The 1,227-nt window shown below is 52.9% G+C and carries 1 rRNA gene; it reads right to left on the bottom strand.

Annotated features, from left to right (window positions below):
- Nucleotides 1–61 precede the first annotated feature (61 nt).
- A 23S ribosomal RNA gene (locus ACESYO_RS16365) occupies nucleotides 62–1,227 on the bottom strand; the annotation flags it as partial.

Below are 1,227 nucleotides of genomic sequence, written 5' to 3'. Positions count from 1 at the left end.
AGGGATGCACCCTCAAAACTGAATAATAAACTGCGGCAAATTAGAAGTACCATAAAGACTTGTGGTCAAGCCCTCGACCTATTAGTACACGCTAGCTCAACATGTCACCATGCTTACACTTTGTGCCTATCAACCTTGTAGTCTTCAAGGGGTCTTACCTGATTAACTCAGTGGGATATCTTATCTTTGGGCCGGCTTCACGCTTAGATGCTTTCAGCGTTTATCCGATCCGCACATAGCTGCCCAGCTGTGCCACTGGCGTGACAACTGGTGCACCAGAGGTGCGTCCATCCCGGTCCTCTCGTACTAGGGACAGATCCCATCAAATATCCTGCGCCCACGACAGATAGGGACCGAACTGTCTCACGACGTTCTGAACCCAGCTCGCGTACCGCTTTAATTGGCGAACAGCCAAACCCTTGGGACCGAATACAGCCCCAGGATGCGATGAGCCGACATCGAGGTGCCAAACCTCCCCGTCGATGTGGACTCTTGGGGGAGATCAGCCTGTTATCCCCAGGGTAACTTTTATCCGTTGAGCGATGGCATTTCCACTCACATACCACCGGATCACTAACTCCAACTTTCGTTACTGCTCGACCCGTCGGTCTCGCAGTTAGGCTGGCTTATGCGTTTGCACTCAATAGCATGGTTTCCGTCCATGCTGAGCCAACCTTTGAACGCCTCCGCTACGCTTTAGGAGGCGACCGCCCCAGTCAAACTGCCCACCTAACAATGTCCCCCGACCCGATTCAGGGCCGCAGGTTAGAATCCTAGTATCACAAGGGTGGTATCCCAAGGGTGACTCCGCCCGAGCTGACGCCCGGGTTTCCTAGTCTCCCACCTATCCTGTACATGTAATACCAAGACCCAATATTAGGCTACAGTAAAGCTCCATGGGGTCTTTCCGTCTTGTCGCGGGTAACCGGCATCTTCACCGGTACTACAATTTCGCCGGGCGGGCTGTTGAGACAGTGCCCAAATCATTACACCATTCGTGCGGGTCAGAACTTACCTGACAAGGAATTTCGCTACCTTAGGACCGTTATAGTTACGGCCGCCGTTTACTGGGGCTTCAGTTCGCTGCTTGCACAACTCCCCTTAACCTTCCAGCACCGGGCAGGTGTCAGCCCGTATACGTCATCTTTCGATTTAGCACAGACCTGTGTTTTTGCTAAACAGTTGCTTGGGCCTATTCTCTGCGGCTCACTCTCGTGAGCACCCCTT

The sequence above is a fragment of the Allofournierella massiliensis genome, from assembly GCF_964241245.1.
GTDB classification, from domain to species: Bacteria; Bacillota; Clostridia; order Oscillospirales; family Ruminococcaceae; genus Allofournierella; species Allofournierella massiliensis.
Note: the sequence above shows the minus strand (reverse complement) of the source record. Positions and strands in the feature narration are given on the sequence as shown.